Raw genomic sequence first — 844 nt, 5'->3', positions numbered from 1 at the left:
CGTTCAGGGGCGCGGGGAACTGCGCGAGCGACCACACACAACCCCCACCCGCCCGACAACCCCTCCCCCGAGCTCCTGGGCGCACGGCCCGCCTACGCGCCGCCGCGGCGCCGTTTCGCTGGGTTGCCTGTGCGTTTGGCTGTGCGGCGTTCGTACTGGGTGCGGGCCGTTTCGTATTCCCGGCGGTGCAGGGACTCGCCCGGGGCCTCTTTGAGGGAGCGGAGGAAGTACGCGGTGAGGGAACCCAGGAAGCCGATGGTGAGGAGGCCTCGGAGGGAGGACTGGCGGGCCGGGTCGGGGCGCTTGGTGAAGGTGCCCCAGGTGTGGCCGAAGGCCAGGGCGCTGCAGATCGCGAACATGACGATGACCACGACGCTGACGAAGCCGCCGACCGCCGCGAGTTGCAGCCCCTCGTAGGCCAGGCGCAGCACCAGGCAGGCGATGAGCGCGGCGGCGAGTGCGCCGGCGGAGACGGTGGCGCGGCGGGCGCCGTAGTTGCCGTCGTGGTTCAGCCAGGTCGTCCCGAAGAAACGGATGGGTTCGGGGCGAGGGCCCGTGGGGGTGGTGGCTTTCGGGCCGCCCTTCGGGGTGTCCTTGGCGGTCGCCCGCGTGCCGTTCTGTATGTCGGTCTCGCTCACGGTTCGATTATGGCTCCGGGGTGGGGACGGTCAGGGGTGCGGGTCAGCCGTGCCTTCACGGCGCCGGTCGTCGACACCGACACCGACAGTGCGCGGCCCTGGATGGCTACCCTCTTCATCCCCGGTCCGACCCTCGCCGAACACGTCAAGCGGAACGGGCCCCTGCCGCCGGGGCAGTTGCGTCGGCTGATGGCCGGGCTGGCGGA

Annotated in this window: 1 protein-coding gene; it reads right to left on the bottom strand. The window is 71.6% G+C overall.

Features of this window, described 5'->3' with window-relative positions; translation table 11 throughout:
• Positions 1 to 92: 92 nt before the first annotated feature.
• The gene (locus tag STRIP9103_RS22535; protein ID WP_009319588.1) at positions 93 to 638 is read right to left on the bottom strand and encodes a hypothetical protein; all 546 of its coding nucleotides are present in this window, start codon (positions 636 to 638) and stop codon (positions 93 to 95) included.
• Between the last annotated feature and the right edge of the window lie 206 nt (positions 639 to 844).

It is taken from the genome of Streptomyces ipomoeae 91-03 (assembly GCF_000317595.1).
In the GTDB taxonomy this organism is placed as follows: Bacteria; Actinomycetota; Actinomycetes; order Streptomycetales; family Streptomycetaceae; genus Streptomyces; species Streptomyces ipomoeae.
The sequence above is the reverse complement of the archived record's forward strand: the minus strand, read 5'-3'. Positions and strand labels throughout refer to the sequence as shown.